The 19,342-nt window shown below is 72.9% G+C and carries 17 protein-coding genes and 2 pseudogenes; 13 read left to right on the top strand and 6 right to left on the bottom strand.

Features of this window, described 5'->3' with window-relative positions:
* Positions 1 to 113 precede the first annotated feature (113 nt).
* Complete coding sequence (locus tag O7624_RS24735) at positions 114 to 1,052, bottom strand: terpene synthase (RefSeq protein ID WP_282237445.1); 939 nt, start codon at positions 1,050 to 1,052, stop codon at positions 114 to 116.
* Between the two features lie 122 nt (positions 1,053 to 1,174).
* Positions 1,175 to 1,804 carry a TIGR03085 family metal-binding protein gene (locus O7624_RS24740; RefSeq protein ID WP_282237446.1) on the bottom strand — a complete coding sequence of 210 codons (630 nt, stop codon included), beginning with the start codon at positions 1,802 to 1,804 and terminating at the stop codon, positions 1,175 to 1,177.
* A gap of 162 nt (positions 1,805 to 1,966) precedes the next feature.
* Here O7624_RS24740 and O7624_RS24745 point away from each other — a divergent pair, with 162 nt between their 5' ends.
* The 3 genes from O7624_RS24745 (at position 1,967) to O7624_RS24755 (ending at position 6,418) form a co-directional block, all read left to right on the top strand.
* Positions 1,967 to 3,835 (top strand): ABC transporter ATP-binding protein, encoded by a 1,869-nt coding sequence (locus O7624_RS24745; RefSeq protein WP_282237447.1) that lies wholly within the window; start codon positions 1,967 to 1,969, stop codon positions 3,833 to 3,835.
* A 2-nt stretch (positions 3,836 to 3,837) separates the two neighbouring features.
* On the top strand, positions 3,838 to 5,622 hold the full coding sequence (locus O7624_RS24750; RefSeq protein ID WP_282240749.1) for an ABC transporter ATP-binding protein: 1,785 nt from the start codon (positions 3,838 to 3,840) through the stop codon (positions 5,620 to 5,622).
* A gap of 64 nt (positions 5,623 to 5,686) precedes the next feature.
* A complete protein-coding gene (locus tag O7624_RS24755) occupies positions 5,687 to 6,418 on the top strand; it encodes a DUF2470 domain-containing protein (RefSeq protein WP_093401532.1) in 732 nt (243 codons plus the stop codon).
* A gap of 11 nt (positions 6,419 to 6,429) precedes the next feature.
* On the opposite strand, the gene O7624_RS24760 is transcribed toward O7624_RS24755, so the two are convergent.
* The 3 genes from O7624_RS24760 to O7624_RS24770 form a co-directional block, all read right to left on the bottom strand.
* A complete protein-coding gene (locus O7624_RS24760; RefSeq protein ID WP_093401531.1) occupies positions 6,430 to 7,026 on the bottom strand; it encodes a TetR family transcriptional regulator in 597 nt (198 codons plus the stop codon).
* Positions 7,027 to 7,103: 77 nt separating this feature from the next.
* Positions 7,104 to 7,859, bottom strand: a complete 756-nt coding sequence (locus O7624_RS24765) for an ABC transporter permease (RefSeq protein ID WP_282237448.1) — start codon at positions 7,857 to 7,859, stop codon at positions 7,104 to 7,106.
* The gene (locus tag O7624_RS24770) at positions 7,856 to 8,590 is read right to left on the bottom strand and encodes an ABC transporter ATP-binding protein (RefSeq protein ID WP_282237449.1); all 735 of its coding nucleotides are present in this window, start codon (positions 8,588 to 8,590) and stop codon (positions 7,856 to 7,858) included. The genes O7624_RS24765 and O7624_RS24770 overlap by 4 nt, the downstream gene beginning before the upstream one ends.
* 117 nt (positions 8,591 to 8,707) lie before the next feature.
* Here O7624_RS24770 and O7624_RS24775 point away from each other — a divergent pair, with 117 nt between their 5' ends.
* From O7624_RS24775 to O7624_RS24795, 5 genes and pseudogenes are all read left to right on the top strand, one after another.
* Positions 8,708 to 9,100 (top strand): MerR family transcriptional regulator, encoded by a 393-nt coding sequence (locus O7624_RS24775; protein ID WP_093401528.1) that lies wholly within the window; start codon positions 8,708 to 8,710, stop codon positions 9,098 to 9,100.
* A 490-nt stretch (positions 9,101 to 9,590) separates the two neighbouring features.
* Positions 9,591 to 9,914: pseudogene (locus O7624_RS24780) on the top strand (phosphoribosyl-AMP cyclohydrolase); the annotation flags it as partial.
* Positions 9,915 to 10,094: 180 nt separating this feature from the next.
* Positions 10,095 to 10,523: a phosphoribosyl-AMP cyclohydrolase gene (gene hisI / locus O7624_RS24785; protein WP_093401624.1), complete on the top strand. Its 429-nt coding sequence runs from the start codon at positions 10,095 to 10,097 to the stop codon at positions 10,521 to 10,523.
* A 156-nt stretch (positions 10,524 to 10,679) separates the two neighbouring features.
* A complete protein-coding gene (locus O7624_RS24790) occupies positions 10,680 to 12,242 on the top strand; it encodes an anthranilate synthase component I (RefSeq protein ID WP_282237450.1) in 1,563 nt (520 codons plus the stop codon).
* A 120-nt stretch (positions 12,243 to 12,362) separates the two neighbouring features.
* Positions 12,363 to 12,938, top strand: a complete 576-nt coding sequence (locus O7624_RS24795; RefSeq protein WP_282240752.1) for a Trp biosynthesis-associated membrane protein — start codon at positions 12,363 to 12,365, stop codon at positions 12,936 to 12,938.
* A 19-nt stretch (positions 12,939 to 12,957) separates the two neighbouring features.
* On the opposite strand, the gene O7624_RS24800 is transcribed toward O7624_RS24795, so the two are convergent.
* The gene (locus O7624_RS24800; RefSeq protein WP_282237451.1) at positions 12,958 to 13,209 is read right to left on the bottom strand and encodes a hypothetical protein; all 252 of its coding nucleotides are present in this window, start codon (positions 13,207 to 13,209) and stop codon (positions 12,958 to 12,960) included.
* 442 nt (positions 13,210 to 13,651) lie between these two features.
* Here O7624_RS24800 and trpC point away from each other — a divergent pair, with 442 nt between their 5' ends.
* The 5 genes and pseudogenes from trpC to O7624_RS24825 all read left to right on the top strand — a co-directional run bounded on the left by trpC (position 13,652) and on the right by O7624_RS24825 (position 19,273).
* Positions 13,652 to 14,455: an indole-3-glycerol phosphate synthase TrpC gene (gene trpC / locus O7624_RS24805; protein WP_170863280.1), complete on the top strand. Its 804-nt coding sequence runs from the start codon at positions 13,652 to 13,654 to the stop codon at positions 14,453 to 14,455.
* Positions 14,456 to 14,494: 39 nt separating this feature from the next.
* Positions 14,495 to 15,733, top strand: coding sequence for a tryptophan synthase subunit beta (gene trpB, locus O7624_RS24810; protein ID WP_282237452.1), 1,239 nt, complete (start codon positions 14,495 to 14,497; stop codon positions 15,731 to 15,733).
* 4 nt (positions 15,734 to 15,737) lie between these two features.
* Positions 15,738 to 16,553, top strand: coding sequence for a tryptophan synthase subunit alpha (gene trpA / locus O7624_RS24815; protein ID WP_282237453.1), 816 nt, complete (start codon positions 15,738 to 15,740; stop codon positions 16,551 to 16,553).
* Positions 16,554 to 16,718: 165 nt separating this feature from the next.
* A pseudogene (lgt, locus tag O7624_RS24820) lies at positions 16,719 to 17,732 on the top strand (prolipoprotein diacylglyceryl transferase); the annotation flags it as partial.
* Positions 17,733 to 18,091: 359 nt separating this feature from the next.
* A complete protein-coding gene (locus O7624_RS24825) occupies positions 18,092 to 19,273 on the top strand; it encodes an NAD(P)/FAD-dependent oxidoreductase (protein ID WP_282237454.1) in 1,182 nt (393 codons plus the stop codon).
* The last annotated feature ends 69 nt before the right edge of the window (positions 19,274 to 19,342 follow it).

Below are 19,342 nucleotides of genomic sequence, written 5' to 3' on the forward strand. Positions count from 1 at the left end.
GCGTGACGGTCGTCACGGTCGGTGTTCGTTACCGAAGGGTATTGCCTGTCCCCGGGCATCGGCTAGCCCTGACGATCATCCACCAGCCTCTTCCCACGAAAGGCACCTTCGTCTCACTCGTAGCGGGCCGCCGCCCGTGACCAGTCGTAGGTGGCCCGGATCCAGTTCCGCCGGGTGTCCAACGCCGGGCGTACCGCGTCGCCGTGGCTGGCCAACAGGTCGGTCTCGGCCGCCAGATACGCCCCGAGTCGATCGTTGAACCGGTCGGCAGCGGCCCGCAGCGCCACCGACTCGTCGCCGGTCTCCCTGGCCAGTACCGTGATCAGATTGTGCGCGTCCGGCCCACCCTGGTGCTCCTTGCGGTAGGAGAAGACGTCGTTGCACCAGCAGATGAGATCGGCGGCCAGCGCCTCCAGGGTGGCCCACCCGGGATCGGCTCGGCGTACGGCCGGCGGAAAGCCGTCCAACGCCAGGTCGGTAAGGGTGAGGCTGGGGTACACGGCGCCGGTGTGCCGGCGCATCTGGACGTACTCGTCGATCGGCGGGACCCGCTCGTGTTCCCGGTTCGCCGCCTCCCACAGCAGCGCGAGCAGGTACTCGCGCATCCCGGCGACGAATCGCAGCAGCACCGCCGGACGCCGGTGGCCACGCACCCGTTGGCACAGGTCGGCCAGGCCGAGCGCCAGCGTCCCGGCCGCTCCGGGCGGCACCGGACCCGGCGCGCCCTGGCGGTCCAGCACGTCCAGCAGCGCTGCCACGGTCGGCGCGAGTCGGGTGGGTTCGGCGCCCAGCCCGTCCTCGTCGCAGGCGTCGTCCATCACGAACAGCCAGGAGATCAGATCGGTCAGTAGGCGCAGACGTTCCCGCGGAGCCTGCGGACAGGCCCGCCCAGCGAGCCCGGCGGCATCTGCCCGGTGCAGCCGCTGCCCGTTACTGATCAGGCCCAGGTCCTGCGCCCAGTCCGCGCTCTCCCGCGCCACGTGCTCGGTGTCCTCGTGCCGCACGTGGGCGAACGGAGGCTCGCGCAGGGCCGAGACCACAAAGCTTCGCATCGCGCTCCCTGTCGCCGCCCCCCCACGAGGCGGCGCGGTCAGCGTACGGGAGCACCGATCGTGGTCGACCGATGAGCTGAGTAACGTTTCGGATTTTGCCGTGACCGGTTCCGCACAGAGGGTTAGAAGCCCAGGCTGGCGGTGCGGAGCCGATCGGCCAGGGCCGGCGCGCCGTCGAGTTGCACCCGCGCCGCGCGTTGCCGGCCGGACAGGAACAGGGCCAGCTCACCGGGGGTGCCGACCAGCCGCAGCGGTTCGCCGCCACGGCCGGTGGCCACCTCGCCGTGGCCGGGCGCCTGCACCAGCACCTGGGCCGGAAAGCGGCGCAGCGCCATCCGCCCCAGCGTCGACACCCGTCGCCACAGTCCCCGCTCCAACCCCACCGGCAACTCCCGGGGCTGCCAGCCGGCCCGGGCGCGGCGTACGTCCTCGTGGTGGATGAAGAACTCCAGCGTGTTTGTCAGCTCGTCGGTCAGCGGGTTGCTCACCGGGCTCCACAGCGGAGGACGTCGCACCTGAGCGAGCAGTTCGGTCCAGTCGAGGGCGGCGACCTGACGCCGCACCCGCTCGGCGTGCCCGCTCAGTGGTGGGAGGACGATGCCCGCGGCGGCGTCCGGACGACGCTCCCGGACCACCAGGTGGGCGGCGAGGTCACGGGTCGTCCAGCCCTCGTTGAGGGTCGGGGCGTCCGGGCCCAGGGTGGACATCAGTTCGGTGAGCGCCTCGCGCTCCGATCGGGCGTACCGCGGCATGGCAGTGATCGTAGGCCGGTGCGGGGCAGCTCGCGTCCTGAGCCGGGCGCGCGGGCGACCCGGGTCCCGGGGTGACGTCGGACATATCGCCGCGGGTCGGCGTACCGGGTCGGTAGCGGTAAGGATGAGAGAGGATTATGGCGGCTTACGGCGGGGGAGAATGTGGCGAGCGGGACTAGTCGGGACGTGCTCGGTCGCGGGCTGACCGTTCTCGGGCGGGCCATCCGGGAACAACCGAGGATCTTCGCGGTCGCGGTGGCCGGCAGCGTGCTGTTCGGGCTGATGGTGGTCGCCAGCGCGTTCGTGGTCGGCGCGGTCGTCGGTGATGTGGTGGTGCCGGCCGTCGAGAGCGGTTCGGTGGCGGTGGGCGCGTTGGGGCTGGCCGCCGCGGCACTGCTCGGGCTGAGTGTGCTGCGGGTGGTCGGCATCTTCGGTCGCCGGCTCGGCGCCGGCTACATGCAGTTCCGCCTCCAGGCCGCCTACCGTCGCCGGGTCACCCGGCGGTACCTGGAACTGCCGCTGTCCTGGCACCACCGCAACGCCACAGGCACGCTGCTGTCCAACGCCAACTCCGACGTCGAGGCCGCCTGGCAGCCGATCGCGCCGCTGCCCTTCGCGGTGGGCACGCTGGTGATGCTGATCGGCGCGGTGACGTCGCTGTTCGCCGTCGACTGGGCGCTGGCGCTGGTCGGGCTGGCCGTCTTCCCGGCCCTGTTCGCGCTCAACGTGGCGTACTCCCGCCGGATGGCGCCCCGGCAGGCGCGGGCGCAGCGGCTGCGCGCCGAGGTCAGCGGCATCGCGCACGAGAGCTTCGACGGCGCGCTGGTGGTCAAGACGATGGGTCGGGAGGCCCAGGAGACCGCCCGGTTCGCGGCCCGGGCCGCCCAGTTGCGCGACGCGCTGATCTCGGTCGGTCGGCTGCGGGGCATCTTCGACCCGATGCTGGAGACGCTGCCCAGTCTCGGCACCCTCGCGGTGCTGGTGGTCGGCGCGTACCGGCTGCGGCAGGGTGCCATCGAGGTGTCCGAGCTGGTCAGCGTGGCCTTCCTCTTCACCGTGCTGGCGTTCCCAGTGCGGGCCATCGGCTGGGTGCTGGCCGAACTGCCGCGCAGCGTCGCCGGCTGGGACCGGATCCGCCGGGTGCTCGACGCCACCGGCGAGATGCCGTACGGCGACACCCGGCCGGACCCGGCCGTGGCGACGCCGGCCACGCTCACCTTCACCGACGTCGGCTTCGCCTACGAACCGGCGGAGGCGCACCTGCCCGGCGCCGAGGTGTTGGGCGAGGTCACCTTCACCGTGCCGGCGGGCAAGACCGTCGCCCTGGTCGGACCGACCGGCGCCGGCAAGTCGACGATCACCGCGCTGGCGGTCCGGCTGGTCGATCCATTGTCGGGCACGGTCAGCATCGACGGCGTGGATGTTCGCGACCTGGCCGCTGACGTGCTTGCCGGCACCGCCGCGCTGGTCGCCCAGGTGCCGTTCGTCTTCGACGACACGGTCCGGGCCAACGTCTCGCTGGACCGTCCGGGCGTCGACGACGAGGCCGTCTGGGCCGCGCTGCGCCTGGCCGAGGCCGACGGGTTCGTCGCCGCCCTGCCCGACGGGCTGGACACCATGGTCGGTGAGCGGGGTACCTCCCTCTCCGGCGGCCAGCGGCAGCGACTCACCCTCGCCCGGGCGTTGGCGGGTCGTCCCCGCCTGTTGGTGCTCGACGACGCGACAAGCGCGGTCGACCCCCGGGTGGAGGCCGCCATCCTGGCCGGGCTGCGCTCGTCGTCCGGCGGCGGCCCGGGCGCGTCGATCCTGGTGGTGGCCTACCGGCGGGCGACCATCGCGCTCGCCGACGAGGTCATCTACCTGGAACAGGGGCGGGTCGTGGCGCGGGGCACCCACAGCAGGCTGCTGGCCACCGTGCCGGGGTACGCCGATCTGGTCACCGCCTATGAGCAGGCCGAGGTCGACCACGACCGGCAGCGCACGTACGACGAGGTCACCCCGATGACCTCCGGACTGGAGGTGGACCGGTGAGCGTGGGAGCGGGGACGGTCGGCGAAGCGCCTGAGCAGGCCGAGTCGACGTGGCGGACGCTGCGGCGAGGGCTGGCGCTCTCCCCGGAACTGCGGGTCGGGCTGGCCGGCACCCTCGGTCTGGCGCTCGTGTACATGGTCGGCCGGGTGGCCGTGCCGGTGGCGGTGCAGCAGGGCATCGACCGGGGCATCGCCGGCGGGTTGGACCTGGACGCGCTGTTCGTGGTGGTGTCGGTCACCGCGGCGGTGCTGGTGGTGACCACGACGTGTGGCTACCTGATGATGCGCCGGCTGTTCACGGTGAGCGAGACGGCGCTGGCGGGGGTACGCGTACGTGCCTTCCGGCACGTGCACGACCTGTCGATGCTGCACCAGCAGTCGGAGCGGCGCGGTTCGCTGGTCTCCCGGGTCACCAGCGACGTCGACCAGATCACCCAGTTCCTCCAGTGGGGCGGGGTGATCCTCCTGGTCAACCTGGGGCAGTTGGCGGTCACCACGGCCGTGATGCTGGCGTACTCGTGGCAGTTGACCCTCGTGGTCTTCGCCGCCTTCGGGCCGGCGGTGCTGGTGATCCGGCTGCTCCAACGCCGGCTCGCCGCGGCGTACGGGGTGGTCCGGCAGCGCACCGGCGCCCTGCTGGGCGCGGTCGGGGAGAGCGTGGTCGGCGCGCCGGTGATCCGGGCGTACGGCATTGCGGGGCGCACTGCCCGGCGGCTGGACGAGGCGATCGACGGTCAGCGGCGGGCACAGCAGAAGGCGATCCGGATCAGCATTCTCGGCAGCTCGGTCGGTGAGCTGGCGGCCGGCCTGGCGTTGGCCGGTGTGGTGGTGCTGGGGGTGTTCCTCGGCGCCGACCAGACGCTGAGCATCGGTGAGATCACCGCGTTCCTGTTCCTGGTGACGCTCTTCATCCAGCCGGTACAGATCGCCACCGAGGTGCTCAACGAGGCGCAGAACGCGATCGCCGGCTGGCGTCGGGTGCTCGACGTGCTGGACGTCGAACCGGATGTGGCGGATCCCGGGTCGCAGGGGCGTGAGCTGCCCACCGGGCCGCTGGACATCCGCTTCGGCGGCGTACGTTTCGCCTATCCGGGCGGCCCGACGGTGCTGCATGACATCAGCCTGGAGATTCCGGCGAAGAGTCGGGTGGCGGTGGTCGGTGAGACCGGCAGCGGCAAGACAACCTTCGCCAAGCTGGTGACCCGGCTGATGGACCCGACGGCGGGGGCGGTGCTGCTGTCCGGGGTGCCGCTGACCGACGTGCGCTTCGACTCGCTGCGCTCCCGGGTGGTGATGGTGCCGCAGGACGGGTTCCTGTTCGACGCCACGGTGGCCGACAACGTCCGCTTCGCCCGCCCGGAGCTTACCGATGGGCAGCTGACCGCCGCGTTCACCGAGCTGGGTCTGGCTGACTGGCTGGACGGGTTGCCCGCCGGGCTGGCGACCGGGGTGGGTGAGCGGGGCGAGGCGTTGAGCGTGGGGGAGCGTCAGTTGGTGGCGTTGGCCCGGGCGTACGTGGCCGATCCGGACCTGCTGGTGCTGGACGAGGCGACAAGCGCGGTGGATCCGGCCACCGAGGTGCGGTTGCAGCGGACGTTGGACGCGGTGACCCGGGGTCGGACCACCCTGGCGATCGCGCACCGGTTGTCGACCGCGCAGAACGCCGACGAGGTGATCGTGGTGGATCAGGGGCGGGTCGTGCAGCGTGGTTCGCACGACGAGCTGATCCGCGACCCGGATTCGGTGTACGGGCTGCTCTACGCCTCGTGGCTTGAGCAGACCCGGTAGACGCCGCCGGGCCGATGCCATACCCTCCGAGTTAGGTAAGCCTAACCTCAAAGGAGGTCGTGTCATGCGGCCCAGCCCCGCTGAGATCGTCCGGACCCTGGTTGCGGGTCGGTTGCCTGGCCTCGTTCACCTGGCCTGCCGGCCCGGCCTGCACCATGCGCGCCACGCCACCGACCCCGAGGGGCGGGTGCTGCTGCTGGTGCCGGTGGTCAGCGATCTCGCGGCAGCGCTGGGTGCCGGTGCCGAGGAGCGCGCCGTCGCGGTGGTGCTCGACGTGCTGGACCTGCCGCCCGCCGCCGGGGCGCCGTCACTCGGCCGGGCCCTGGTCTCCGGTTGGGCGCGCCGGTTGGCCGGCGACGAGGCACGGGGCGCCGCGCTGGACTTTGCCGCGGTGGAGCCCACCGGCGACCTGCTCGACGTCGGCACCCGCTTCCGGCTGTTCCGCTTCGAGGTGGCGGAGGCGCGTTGGCACCGGGCCGGCGAGTTGCGCCGGATCGACCCTGCGGCGTACGCGGAGGCCGAGCCGGATCCGCTGCACCCGGTCGAGGCGGGGCTGCTCGCCCACCTCGGCGAGGACCACGCCCAGCGGATGACGGACTACCTGCGCCGGCAGCTTGGCCTGGCCGCCGGTCCGGCCGGGCACGCGCCACGGGTCGAGCGGATCGACAGGTACGGAATGCTGGTGACCTTCGGTCGGCCGGGTGCCCGGCGACGTGCCCGGCTCTCCTTCGGCCGCCGGTTGACCGACCAGGCCGACCTGACCCGGCTGCTGGAGCCGGTGCTCAGCGCGGGCTGATCCTGGGCGACTCAGCCGCCGAGTTCGCCGGTCAGATAGCGGTGCACGGTCGGGCCGACCGTGGCGATCAGGGTCTCCGGCGCGGCGGAGGCGACCGGCTCCAGCCGGATCACGTAGCGCATCAGCGCCAGCCCGACGAGTTGGCTGGCCACCAGCGACCCGCGCAGCGGCACCTCGGCCGGATCGACGTCGAGCTGGTCGAGGACCCGGCGCAGCACCTGGGTGGTGAGAAACTCGCGCAGGAGCCGGGCGGTCCATTCGCTGCTGACCGCGGAGCGCAGCAGGGCCACCCCGGCGGCACCGGCGGGCGAGTCCCAGACCGTGACGAACATGCGGACCAGCCGTTCGCCGAGGGCTGCACGGTCACCGGCGAGCACCTTGGGCAGCAGTTCCCCCGGGTTCACCGGAAAGCGCATGGCGGCCAGGAAGAGCTGTTCCTTGGTGCCGAAGTAGTGGTGCACCAGCGCCGGATCGACCCCGGCGGAGGTGGCGATGGCTCGGATGGTGCTGGTGTCGTAGCCGCGTTCGGCGAAGACGGCCCGGGCGGCGTCGAGAATCGTGTCCCGGGTGCCGGGTTTGCCGGGTCGCCGTCCGCTGCGCCGTACCATCGCCCTCCCTCGCTCCTGTCCGCGCCGGTGCCTGCCCGGCGCGCGCGGTCCACCCGCGCCGGGCAGGCATGGTGCCGTCAGCCGCTGCGTCGGCGCAGGGTGGCCGCGGCGAGCACCAGCGCCAGCACCGCCGCGCCGGCGACGATCGCCACGTCGCGCCACATCGTCCCGGTCGGTTCGGCGTGCCTGCCGACCTCTTGCAGGGCCTCGACGGCGTACGACAGGGGCAGCACGTCACTTATCGCCTGCAACCAGCCGGCCATCTCGTCGCGGGGTACGAACAGCCCGCAGAGCAGCAGTTGTGGTGCGACCACGACCGGCATGAACTGTACGGCCTGGAATTCGGTGCGGGCGAAGGCACTGCAGAGCAGCCCGAGCGCGACGGCGAGCACGGCGTTCAGTGCGGCGATCATGATGACCAGCGCGCTGCTGCCAGCGGTCTGGAGACCGAAGACCCAGTACGCGACGGCGGAGGCGATGCCGGCCTGCACCGCGCCGGCCAGCCCGAAGGCGATCCCGTACCCGAAGAGCAGGTCGGTCTTGGCCAGTGGAGTGGTGAGCAGTCGTTCCAGCGTGCCGGTGGTGCGCTCGCGCAGCATCGCGATGCTGGTCACCAGGAACATGATGATGAACGGGAAGAAGCCGAGCATCACCAGCGCGATCCGGTCGAACGTCGACGGCTGCCCGGGCGGCGCGGGCTGGTCGGCGTACATGTAGTAGATCAGGGTGAGCAGGACGGTGGGCACGGCCACCAGCAGCGCGACGGTTCGTTTGTCGTGGCGCAGCTGCCGCAGGATGCGGGCGACGGTGGCGGCCAGGATGCGCGGGCTCATCGCGCCTCCCCGGACTGGTCGGGCTGACTGGCTCTGATCAGCCGCAGGAACGCCTCGTCGAGGTCGTCGACCCCGGCGGCGGCCCGGACGCCCGCCGGGGTGTCGTCGGCGATGAGCCGTCCCTCCCGGATGAGCAGCAACCGGTCGCACCGGGCGGCCTCGTCCATCACATGACTCGACACCAGCAGAGTCGTCCCGGTCGCGGCCAGCGCATGGAACCGGGCCCAGAGGTCGGCCCGCAGCACCGGATCCTGACCCACTGTGGGCTCGTCGAGCACGATCAACTCGGGCTCGCCGACCAGTGCGCAGGCCAGCGACGCCCGGCTGCGCTGCCCGCCGGAGAGGGTGCCCACAAGTTGGCCGGCCGCCGAGGCGAGGCCGACGTCGGCTACCGCGCGGTCGGCCTCGGACCGGTCGCGGCCGTGCAGCGCGGCGAAGTAGCGGGCGTTCTCCCGCACCGTCAGGTCGGCGTAGACGCTCGGCGACTGGGTCAGGTAACCGACCCGGTGGCGCAGCGGCGGTGAGCCGGCCGGGGCCCCGAGCACCGTCACCTTGCCGGCGCTGATCAGCTGCACGCCGACGATCGCGCGCATGAGCGTGGTCTTGCCGCTGCCGCTGGGCCCGAGCAGCCCGGTGACCGAGCCGCGCGGCACCGTGGCGTCGATGCCGTGCAGCACCCGCCGTCGGCCCCGGTCCACGACCAGGCCCCGAACGGCGATCGCGTCGTCCATCGCCCACCTCCCCAAATTCATTGTCTGTTGAAATCAACGGTAGGTGAAATACGGCCGGTTCGGCAAGCGCGGGTCACGGGGTCGCGCCGGGCCGTCCGGTGCTGGGACCCTCGAACGATGGACATCGGTACGCGGGAGCCGACCTACACCGTCAGCGAGGCAGCCCAGCGGGTCGGCCTGACCACCCACACGTTGCGCTGGTACGAGCAGGAGGGGCTGGTGGCCCCGGTGGGCCGGGATTCCGCCGGTCGGCGTCGCTACACCGCGGACGACGTCAACTGGCTGCTGCTGCTGACCCGGCTGCGCCGTACCGGCATGCCCGTCCGCGACATGCGCCGCTACGTCGAGCTGGCCCGACAGGGCGACGGCACGCTCGGCGCCCGCCGGGCGCTGTTCGAGGAGCACCGGGTACGGGTGCTGCACCGGATGGCCGAGCTGGAGGAGGACCTGAAGGTCCTCGACTTCAAGATCGACCATTACCGGCGGGCGGAGCTGGGTGAATTCGACTGAGCCGCAGAATTGGGCGAAACGCCCTCTGGGTTAGGAAGGCTAATAGCACGGTCAGCTGCCGTCAGATCGGACGCCAGGTCCGTCACCGGTCATTGCGCCCGGATCGGACGTGCGGCACGATTGCTCAGTGGATCACGCTCCGTCACCGGACAGTGGGTTCTTCGACGACTGGGCCGCCCGGCTGCGGGCGAGCGCCGACCGGCCCGTGGTTGGCATCCTGCTGCGTGGCAGCCACGCGCGCCGGGCCGCCACCGCGCACAGTGACGTCGATGTCGACGTGCTGCTCGGTGGCGCTCCGTACGCGGCCCGTCGGGCGTACCTCGCGGAGCACTCCGGCCGGCTGACCCATGTGTCGGTGGCGGCCCGGGACATCCGCTCCTGGGTGACCCGCCTCGGTGAGCCGGCCGACTGGGCGTTCGGCCTGCCGGTGACGGCCCCTACCCGGCTGCTCTGGGCCGACCCGTACTGGCGGCACCGCATCGACCTGCCGGTGCTCTGCCAGCCGGCCGACGAGCCCCGGCTGGAGGAGTTGATCGCCACGCTCGGCAAGGTGGCCGCGGCCCGGGACGACGAGGATCCGCTCGGTGCCCGGCTGGCCGCTGCCGACCTGGCCCGGCTCTGCCCCTCGGTGCTGCGGCTGGCGAACCCGTCGGTACGGGTGGTCTCCCGCCGGTCCGCCTTCGCCGCCGCGCTCGACCTGCCGGTGGCGCCGGCCGGCTACCGCGAGGACATGCTGCGCTGTCTCGGCCTGCGTCCCGGCTCGACCGGCCAGGTGTGGGCGGCAGCGGCTCGCCTGGTGACCGGCACCCTGCCGTTGATCCGTCCGTACGCGGCCGAGGTGGGCCAGGTAGCCGGTCCGGATCTCGCCGACGCCCTGCTGGACGGGCGCCTGGACCGCTACGTGGCCCAGTTGGGCCGAACCGGCGGCGGTGCCCCGTCCGCCAGCCGGGAGCCCGCTGGGGTGCCCGCGCCGCGTGCGGGACAATGGGTCACTGTGCCCGTACCTGACGCGCCGGTGACCGGCGCCCACCCTGACCAGCCGGAGCCGTTGGGCGGTTCGCAGCGACCGTCACGGCTCGATCCGGCTATCGCCGGCCGCCTGCGGCGGACCCCTGACGGCCTGGTGGCCGCCGTGGTCCGCCAACACGACAGCGGTGAGGTGCTGATGATGGCCTGGATGGACGACGAGGCCCTGCACCGCACACTTACCACCGGTCGGGCCACCTACTGGTCGCGCAGCCGGCGCGAGTACTGGGTCAAGGGCGCCACCTCGGGCCACCACCAGTACGTCCGCTCCGTCGCGCTCGACTGCGACGGTGACGCGGTGCTGGTGAGCGTCGACCAGGTCGGTGCCGCCTGCCACACCGGGCAGCGCACCTGCTTCTCCACCGAGCTCCCCGTCACCGGCGAGGTGGCCTCATGAGCGAGCGGAGCGAGCGAATCATCAGGCTCGGCGCGGTGGTGCCTCATGGCGGCGCGGAGCGAAGCGGAGTGCCGGCATGAGCGAGCGGAGCGAGCGAATCATCAGGCTCGGCGCGGTGGTGCCTCATGGCGGCGCGGAGCGAAGCGGAGTGCCGGCATGAGCGAGCGGAGCGATGGTCGGGTCAGCCCGGACGCGGCCACCTTCACCGAACTGGCCGCCCGGTGGCGGGTGGTGCCGGTCACCCGTCGGCTGCTTGCCGACGCGGAGACGCCGGTCGGCGTCTATCGCAAGCTCGCCGGTGGCCCGGGGACGTTCCTGTTGGAGTCGGCCGAGCAGGGGGTCGGCTCGTCCGGGCTGGCCTGGGCCCGGTACTCGTTCGTCGGGGTGCGCAGCAGCGCCACCCTGGTCGAGCGGGACGGCTCCGCGGCCTGGCTCGGCGTGCCCCCGGCCGGGCTGCCGACCTCCGGGGATCCGGTCGAGGCGCTACGCGCGACGGTGACGGCGCTGGCCGGCCCGCCCGGCACCGCGGGTGACGGGATGCCACCGCTGACCGGCGGCATGGTCGGTTATCTCGGCTACGACCTGATCCGCCGCTTCGAGCGGCTGCCCGCGTTCACCGAGGACGATCTGCGCCTGCCGGAGTTGGGCATGATGCTCGCCACCGATCTGGTGGTGCTCGACCACTTCGACGGTTCGGCGATCCTGGTCGCCAACGCGATCCTGCCGCCGTTGGATGAACCGGGGCGCGACGAGCGGGTCGTCGCCGCCTACCACCACGCGGTGGGCCGTCTGGACGCGATGACCACGGCGCTGTCGCGGCCCATCCCGCCGATGGTCGCCACGGTCGCCCGCCCGCCGGCCGGCGAGGTGCGCAGCCGCACCCCGGAGGGCGGATACCCGAAGGCGGTGGAGGCGGCCAAGGAGGCGATCCGGGCCGGTGAGTGCTTCCAGATCGTGCTCGCCCAGCGGTTCGAGCGGGAGACCGACGCCGACCCGTTGGACGTCTACCGGGTGTTGCGCACCACCAACCCCAGCCCCTACATGTACCTGCTGCGCTTCGACGACTTCGACATCGTCGGCTCGTCACCGGAGGCGCACCTGAAGGTGACCGGTGAGGTGGACGGCGAGCGGCGGGCACTGCTGCACCCGATCGCCGGGACCCGGCCCCGTGGCGCGACCCCGGAGGCCGACGCCCGGCTCGCCGCCGAACTGCTCGCCGACCCGAAGGAACGCGCCGAGCACGTGATGCTCGTCGACCTGGGCCGTAACGATCTCGGCCGGGTCTGCCGTCCCGGCACGGTCGAGGTGCCGGAGTTCGCCACCATCGAGCGGTACAGCCACGTGATGCACATCGTCTCCACGGTGGTCGGCACGCTGCGGGTGGACCGCACCGCCTTCGACGCGCTCGCGGCGACCTTCCCGGCGGGCACGCTCTCCGGCGCGCCGAAGGTACGCGCAATGGAGATCATCGAGGAGCTGGAGCCGGTCCGCCGGGGCCTCTACGGCGGGACGGTCGGCTACTTCGGTTTCGCCGGTGATCTCGACATGGCCATTGCGATCCGGACCGCGCTCATCCGGGGCGGCCGGGCGTACGTGCAGGCCGGGGCAGGCGTGGTGGCCGACTCCGACCCGGCCGCCGAGGACCAGGAGACCAGGAACAAGGCCGCCGCGGTGCTGGCGGCCATCGCCGCCGCGGAAACCCTCAGGCCGGCCCGGTGAGCGCGAGGAACGTAGCGCAGCGGAGTCCCGCAGTCGCGAACGGAAGGTGGGCTCGGTGAGCGCGAGGAATGTAGCGCAGCGGAGTCCCGCAGTCGCGAACGGAAGGCTTACCCGGTGAGCGTGCCGGTGGGGCCCGGGACGGGCGACGCACGGGCCGTGCCGGGCCGGCGTGAGCTGGCGTACGCCGTGCTGCTCTGTTTGGCCGGCGCGGGGCTGGCGCTGTGGGCGGCGACCCGCACCTGGGCGGACGGGGCGGTCGACCGGACGGAACCGATGTTGCGGGTGGCGGAAGGCCGCACGGGTGGGCAGCTGCTGCCGTGGCTGCCGGCGTTGGCCCTCGTCGGGCTGGCCGGTGGCGGCGCGGTGCTGGCCACCCGGGGCCGGCTGCGTCGGGTGCTCGGCGGGCTGCTGACCCTGCTCGGCCTGGCCCTCGCGGCGGGTGGAGGCTACGGGCTGCTTGGTGATCTCGGGGACCCGGTCACCTGGCAGTGGCCGGCGCTCACCCTGCTCGGCGGGATCCTCGCCGCCGTCGGTGGCGCGCTGACCATGCTGCGTGGTCACCGCTGGCCGGCGATGGGTGCGCGCTACGAACGTCGGACCACCCGGCCGACCGGCACCGGCGGTGCGATCGGCGGGGCGGGCACCGTCGAGGCGTGGGAGGCGTTGGACCGCGGCGAGGACCCGACGATCCGCTGACCGGCCGGCGTCGGTGCGGTCAGCCGACCGGTTGCCGGGCGCGCCCCCGGGCGGCGCTGAGTTCCGCGACGAGGCGGTCCAGTTCGGCCCGCTGGTCGGCTCGGGCCCGGTCGGCGCAGATGGCCTCCCAGGCGTTGCCGGACGCGGTCCGCATCCGGTCCGGTCCGATCACTGCCCGCTCCAACGTGTGGACGACACCGACGGCGAGCGACGCGACGGTGCGCGAGATGGTGGTGAGTCCGATGGTCTGGTGCGGCGCGGAGGTACTCATGATCACCCCGGGGAGAGATCGTCGTGGCGATGGGGCAGGCGCGTCATTGAGTGTGCCCGAGCCTGATGCTGCTCGGCCCGGGTTTCGTGGTGATGACTGCACCGTCAACTCTGCGGTAGCGGGCCTGACCGGCACAGGGACCTTGGTCCTTGAGCTTGGTCACAGCATCGACATGGCCGGATCCCCCGGCCGTCGCGCGACCTCCCGGCCGCTCTCACATGGGTGATCGTCGATGATGCCGTGACGTAGAGTCACGGTCCGTGCGCACAAGTGGGCCATTATGCCGCAGCCCATTTCGTGAGGAGCGCCATACCCCCGGCGGTCGGGTCCAGGTGGGGCCCCCTAGCATCGGCCCATGACACCCGGAGAGGGGAGTCCGTTGGTGACTGCTGAACATGCCCACGCGGAGGGGGACGAGGCCGGCTCGGCGACGCCCGTCAGCGTGCTCGACGAGATCCTGGCCGGCGTCCGGGAGGACGTGGCCCGGCGGCAGGAACAGGTTCCGCTGGAGCGGATCCGTGAACTGGCCGCCGCCGCGCCGCCGCCACTGGACGCGTACGCGGCCCTGCGCCGGCCCGGCGTCGCGGTCATCGCCGAGGTGAAGCGTGCCTCGCCGTCCAAGGGCAAGCTGGCCGAGATCGCCGACCCGGCGGACCTGGCCGGCGAGTACGCGGCCGGTGGTGCCCGCGCGATAAGCGTGCTCACCGAGGGGCGCTGGTTCGGCGGGTCACTTGACGACCTCGCCGCCGTGCGGGCCGCGGTGAACATCCCGGTGCTGCGCAAGGACTTCGTGGTCTCCAGCTACCAGGTGCACGAGGCTCGCGCCCACGGCGCGGACCTGGTGCTGCTGATCGTCGCCGCGCTGGAGCAGAACGTGCTGGTCGGCCTGCTGGAGCGGATCGAGTCGCTGGGCATGACCGCGCTGGTCGAGGTGCACGACGAGGAGGAGGCCGACCGGGCCATGGAGGCCGGCGCTCAGGTCATCGGGGTCAACGCCCGTGACCTGCGTACCCTTCAGGTCGACAGGTCGGTGTTCGAGCGGATCGCGCCCGGCCTGCCGAGCAACGTCGTCAAGATCGCCGAGTCGGGCGTACGCGGCCCGCACGACCTGATCCGGTACGCCTCGGCCGGCGCCGACGCCGTCCTCGTGGGGGAGGGTCTGGTCACCCAGAAGAGTCCCCGGGAGGCGGTGGCCGAGCTGGTCAACGCCGGCAACCACCCGGCGACGCCCCGCCCGGTGCGCTGAACCGAGCCGGGCGACCGTTTGTGAGCGAGAGGACCCGCGATGAGTGCTGACGCCACGAACACCGAGGTGCCGGCGCAGTTCCCCGACGCCGCCGGCCACTTCGGCACGTTCGGCGGCCGGTTCGTGCCGGAGGCACTTGTCGCCGCGCTCGACGAACTGGCCCTGGCGCACCAGGCGGCGATGGCCGACGAGACGTTCCGGGCCGAGTTCGCCGGATTGTTGCGCGACTACGCGGGGACGCCGTCGCTGCTCTACGAGGCCCGGCGGTTCTCCGCCCGGGCCGGTGCCCGGGTGCTGCTCAAGCGGGAGGACCTCAATCACACCGGCGCGCACAAGGTGCGCAACGTGCTCGGTCAGGCGCTGCTGACCCGGCGGATGGGCAAGCGGCGGGTGATCGCCGAGACCGGTGCCGGTCAGCACGGTGTCGCCACCGCCACCGCCGCAGCCCTGTTCGACCTGGAGTGCGTGGTCTACATGGGGCAGGTCGACACCGGGCGGCAGGCGTTGAACGTGGCCCGGATGCGGATGCTCGGGGCGACTGTCGTGCCGGTGACGACCGGCTCGCGCACCCTCAAGGACGCGATGAACGAGGCGATGCGGGACTGGGTCGCCAACGTCGACGAGACCCACTACCTGATCGGCACCGCCGCCGGACCGCACCCCTTCCCGGCGCTGGTCCGCGACTTCGTCCGGGGCATCGGCGAGGAGGCCCGGGCGCAGTGCCTGGACCTGACCGGTGCGCTGCCGGACGCGGTGACCGCCTGTGTCGGTGGCGGCTCCAACGCGCTGGGCATCTTCCACGCCTTCACCGACGACCCGCAGGTGCGGCTGTACGGCTTCGAGGCCGGCGGCGACGGGGTGAACACCGGCCGGCACGCCGCGAGCATCACCGGCGGCTCCACCGGCGTCCTGCACGGCACCCGGACCTTCGTACTCCAGGACGCCGACGGCCAGACGCAGGAGTCGCACTCGATCTCCGCCGGCCTGGACTACCCGGGCGTGGGCCCGGAGCACGCCTGGCTGCACGACACCGGCCGGGCCACGTACCAGCCGGTCACCGACGACGAGGCGATGGCCGCCTTCGAGCTGCTCTGTCGGACCGAGGGGATCATCCCCGCGATCGAGAGCGCGCACGCCCTCGCGGGCACCCTGGCCATCGCGCCGAAGCTCGCCGCCGAGCTCGGCCGGCAGCCCACCATCGTGGTCAACCTCTCCGGCCGGGGCGACAAGGACGTGCACACCGCCGGCGAGTACTTCGGCATCCTCGACAAGGAGTGAGGCCATGAGCGAGCGGACCAGCCGGATCGGGGTGGCCTTCGACAAGGCCCGGGCGGACGGCCGGGCGTTGCTGGTGGGCTGCATGCCGGCCGGCTTCCCGACCGTCGAGGGCAGCATCGCCGCGATGAAGGCGATGGTCGCCGCGGGCGTCGACGTGATCGAGGTGGAGATCCCGTACTCCGACCCGGTGATGGACGGCCCGGTGATCCAGCGTGCCAGCGACATCGCCCTGGCCGGCGGCGTACGCACCCGGGACACGCTGCGCATCATCGAGGCGGTGGCCGCCACCGGCGCGCCGGTGGTGACGATGACCTACTGGAACCCGATCGAGCGGTACGGGGTGGACGCGTTCGCCCGGGATCTCGCCGCAGCCGGCGGGACCGGGCTGATCACCCCCGACCTGATCCCCGAGGAGGCCGGCGAGTGGCTGGCCGCCTCGGACGCGCACGGGCTGGACCGGACGTTCCTGGTCGCGCCGTCCTCCACCGATGAGCGGCTGGCGATGACGGCCGCGCACTGCCGGGGCTTCGTCTACGCCACCGCGATCATGGGCGTCACCGGTGCCCGGTCGCAGACCTCCCAGGCGGCGCCGGTGCTGGTGTCCCGGGTGCGGGAGGTCACCGACCTGCCGGTCGGCGTCGGGCTGGGTGTGGGCACCGGTGCCCAGGCCGCCACGGTCGCCGGGTACGCCGACGCGGTGATCGTCGGCAGCGCGCTGATCCGCTGCCTGCTCGACGCCCCCGACGAGGCGGAGGCCCTGGCCGCCCTGCGCACGCTGAGCGCCGAACTGTCCGACGGCGTCCGCCACCCCGACCGCTGATCTTCCACGCCACCCCTCAACGTCGATCTTGCAGTTTGGTCGCTGTTTAGTCCTTGATGCCGGCTTTGCGGTGACAGGAAGTGCAAGATCGCGAGCGTTGGTGTGGGGAGGGTGCGACAGACCGGGGTGACGGTACGGGGGTCCGCAGCGGTAGCGTGTGCACCCGTGAGTCTCGCCTCGCCGACGTCCCTGGCCGCCATCCCCAGCCCGAGCAACGCCGTGTGGCAGCTCGGCCCGATCCCCATCCGGGCGTACGCGCTGTGCATCATCGCCGGCATCGTGGTGGCCTGCTGGGTCACCGAGCGGCGGCTGCGCCAGCGCGGCGCGGCTCCGGGTGCGGTGCTCGACATCGCCGTCTGGGCGGTGCCGGCGGGCATCATCGGCGCCCGGATCTACCACGTGATCACCTCGCCGGAGCAGTACTTCGGCACCGGCGGGGAACCGATCAAGGTGTTCTTCATCCACGAGGGCGGGCTGGGCATCTGGGGCGCGGTCGCCGGTGGCGCGGTCGGCGCCTGGATCGCGGCCCGGCAACTGGGCATCCCGCTGACCGTGGTCGCCGACGCGCTGGCGCCGGGCCTGCCGCTGGCCCAGGCGATCGGCCGGCTCGGCAACTGGTTCAACAACGAGCTCTACGGCGGTCGGACCGACCTGCCCTGGGGGCTGGAGATCCACCGGATGGACGGCGGGCAGGCGCTGCGCGACGAGGCCGGCCAGCCGATCCTGGAGGAAGGGCTCTACCACCCGACCTTCGCGTACGAGTTGCTGTGGAACGTCGGCGTCGCCGCGATGGTGTACTTCCTCGACCGTAAGCTGCGGCTCGGCCGTGGCCGCGCCTTCGCCCTCTACGTGATGGGCTACACCGCCGGCCGGTTCTGGATCGAGATGATGCGTACCGACGAGGCCAACACGATCCTCGGCGTACGGGTCAACGTCTGGACCGCGGCGCTGGTGTTCCTCGGCGCCCTCATCTACTTCCTGCGGGTACGCGGGCCACGGGAGTACCTGATCCCGGTCGGCCTGCCGAGCGTCGCCGCCCCGCCCGCCGGCTCCGACGTCTCGCAGGTGGACCTGTCGGCCAAGGGCGCCACCACCGAGCCGGCGGTACCCGAGGGCTACCGGGTGGTCGGCGAGGAGCAGTTCGCGCACTGGCGACGGACCGGGGAGGCGCCACCCGAAGCGGCGGCCCCGGTCGACGCGGGCTCCGAGTCCGCCCCGGACCGGCCGGCCGGCGAGGCGTCCGCCCCGGACCAGTCGGACATGGACGACGTGGTGACCCCCTCGAAGCGGGCCGACGAGGCGTCCGTCCTGGACCGGCCGGCCGGCGAGGCGGCGACCGCCGCCCGGCCGCAGGGTGAGCCGTCCGGAGGGTCGGCTGGCGGGCCCGCCGGGTTGGCTGGTGAGCGCCCCGGGTCGGTTGGTGGGCCCACCGACGGCGAGGAGACCGGGTCGGCGTCGGATTCACCGGCCGAGAGCACGGCGGGCGAGTCCGCCGCTGCGCGGCCCGCCGACCGCGACAGCTGAGGCCGGGTACGGTCATGCGTACCGCGGTGGTGGTCGGCGGCGGGCTCGGCGGCCTGGCGGTCTCCGGTGCCCTCGCCCGTTCGGGCTGGCAGGTCACTCTCCTGGAGCGGGCCGACCGGATCCGTCCCGAGCCGGCTGCCGTGGTGCTCTGGCCCAACGGGGTCCGGGCGTTGCGCGCCCTGGGGCTCGGCGCCGGTCTGGACGCCATCGCCACCACCCTGTCCGACGGCGGGGTACGCCGTCCGGACGGGCACTGGCTGGTGCAGCCCCGACCGACGCCGGCCGAGCGTCTCCCGGTGGTGGTGCACCGGGAGGACCTGCACGACGCGCTGATCGCGGGCCTGGGCGAGCGGGTCGAGCTGCGTACCGGGGTGACGGTGCGGACGGTGCGCGCCGCCGCCGGTGAACGGCCCGCTGTCGGCGACGGCCGGCACACGTACGAGGCGGATCTGGTCGTCGCCGCCGACGGCACGGACAGCGTGATCCGGCGTCAGCTCGCCCCCGCCTCGGGGGTGGTCAGCTCCGGCTGCGCCGCCTGGCGGGCGGTGATCCCCTGGTACCGCGCGCCGAGCCTGCCCGATGCGGTCGGCGGTGAGATCCTCGGTGCCGGTTACCGTTTCGTGTCCGCCTCGCTGGGCGAGCGCGGCTCCTCCGGTGCCTCCAGCCGTGGCGGCATCTACTGGATGGCCACCGCGGCGGGCGCGGCCCGTCCCGAGCCGCCGGAGACCCAGTTGGCGCTGCTGCGCCGCTGGTACGCCGGCTGGCCCGCGCCGGTCGACGAACTGCTGGCCGCGACCGAGCCGGGCGACCTGGTGCAGCGGGAGATCCGGGAGCTGCGTCCGCTGCCCCGGACGTTCGGCTTCCCGGCCGGGCCGGGCGGGGTGGTGCTGCTCGGCGATGCCGCGCACGCCATGCCGCCGCACCTCGGGCAGGGTGCCTGCCTGGCCTTCGAGGACGCCGCGACCCTCGCCGTGCTGCTACGTGAGTCCACCCTGCCCGACGCGGTGTTGGCGTACGACCGGGCGCGGCGACCCCGCGCGGCTGCCGTGGTCCGGCAGACCCGACGGATGTCCGCCGTGCTGCGCACCCGGGGGCGCCTGGCCCTGCGCGCCCGCGACGCCGCCCTGGGCACCATCACCCCCCGCCTACTCGGCACCGCCGCCACCATCGCCGCCCAATGGCGCCCCCCAACCTGACCCGCCCCCGCCCCCGCGCCTGTCAGAGTTGATCAAGAGGTTTTGGTCACCGTAAGCGCGGATCCCGAC

The organism is Verrucosispora sp. WMMD1129, from assembly GCF_029581255.1.
GTDB lineage: Bacteria > Actinomycetota > Actinomycetes > Mycobacteriales > Micromonosporaceae > Micromonospora > Micromonospora sediminimaris.

Coding starts and splice junctions, on each gene's coding strand:
- O7624_RS24760 (WP_093401531.1), bottom strand. CDS start 7,026: ATGGTACGGCGCAGCGGACGGCGACCCGGCAAACCCGGCACCCGGGAC.
- O7624_RS24775 (WP_093401528.1), top strand. CDS start 8,708: ATGGACATCGGTACGCGGGAGCCGACCTACACCGTCAGCGAGGCAGCC.
- O7624_RS24800 (WP_282237451.1), bottom strand. CDS start 13,209: ATGAGTACCTCCGCGCCGCACCAGACCATCGGACTCACCACCATCTCG.
- O7624_RS24790 (WP_282237450.1), top strand. CDS start 10,680: ATGAGCGAGCGGAGCGATGGTCGGGTCAGCCCGGACGCGGCCACCTTC.
- trpA (WP_282237453.1), top strand. CDS start 15,738: ATGAGCGAGCGGACCAGCCGGATCGGGGTGGCCTTCGACAAGGCCCGG.
- O7624_RS24735 (WP_282237445.1), bottom strand. CDS start 1,052: ATGCGAAGCTTTGTGGTCTCGGCCCTGCGCGAGCCTCCGTTCGCCCAC.
- O7624_RS24770 (WP_282237449.1), bottom strand. CDS start 8,590: ATGGACGACGCGATCGCCGTTCGGGGCCTGGTCGTGGACCGGGGCCGA.
- O7624_RS24740 (WP_282237446.1), bottom strand. CDS start 1,804: ATGCCGCGGTACGCCCGATCGGAGCGCGAGGCGCTCACCGAACTGATG.
- O7624_RS24825 (WP_282237454.1), top strand. CDS start 18,092: ATGCGTACCGCGGTGGTGGTCGGCGGCGGGCTCGGCGGCCTGGCGGTC.
- O7624_RS24755 (WP_093401532.1), top strand. CDS start 5,687: ATGCGGCCCAGCCCCGCTGAGATCGTCCGGACCCTGGTTGCGGGTCGG.
- trpB (WP_282237452.1), top strand. CDS start 14,495: ATGAGTGCTGACGCCACGAACACCGAGGTGCCGGCGCAGTTCCCCGAC.
- O7624_RS24765 (WP_282237448.1), bottom strand. CDS start 7,859: ATGAGCCCGCGCATCCTGGCCGCCACCGTCGCCCGCATCCTGCGGCAG.